Genomic DNA, 623 nt, shown 5'->3' on the forward strand with positions numbered 1-623 from the left:
AGCCTGATGGCTCAGAACAACCTGAACAAATCTCAGACCTCGCTGGGTACTGCTATTGAGCGTCTCTCTTCAGGTATGCGTATCAACAGCGCAAAAGATGATGCGGCTGGTCTGGCTATCTCAAACCGCTTCACCTCTTCTATCCGTGGCCTGACCCAGGCTGGTCGTAATGCCAACGACGGCATCTCCATGGCGCAGACCACTGAAGGCGCGCTGGGTGAAGTGACTGAAAACTTGCAGCGTATCCGTGAGCTGACGGTTCAGGCGAAAAATGGCACCAACTCTTCTGACGACCGCGCGTCAATCCAGAAAGAGATCACTGCCCGTCTGGACGAGATCAAACGTATCTCTGAAACCACCAACTTCAACGGCGTTAACATGCTGGACGGTTCACGCGACAAGCTGACCATTCAGATCGGCGACAAAGATGGCCAGACCATCGACATCGACCTGACCAAAATGGATCTGGAATCTCTGAACCTTGACGATTTCGACACTGAATTCGCTAAGCTGCAGAATGCGGTGGCGCTGAAAGATTCGCAGTTCTCTGCCAAAGGTGATACCCGTGTAGCAAACGACACTTATGGCGTTGGTTTTGCTCAAGATTTCGAAATGACCGCCGC

At 52.3% G+C, this 623-nt stretch carries 1 protein-coding gene; it reads left to right on the forward strand.

Annotated elements, in window-relative coordinates:
- On the forward strand, positions 1-623 hold a 623-nt coding region (locus tag ACPUC7_RS24425; RefSeq protein WP_494924857.1), incomplete at both ends, for a flagellin N-terminal helical domain-containing protein.

The organism is Pantoea sp. CFCC18179 (assembly GCF_059412405.1).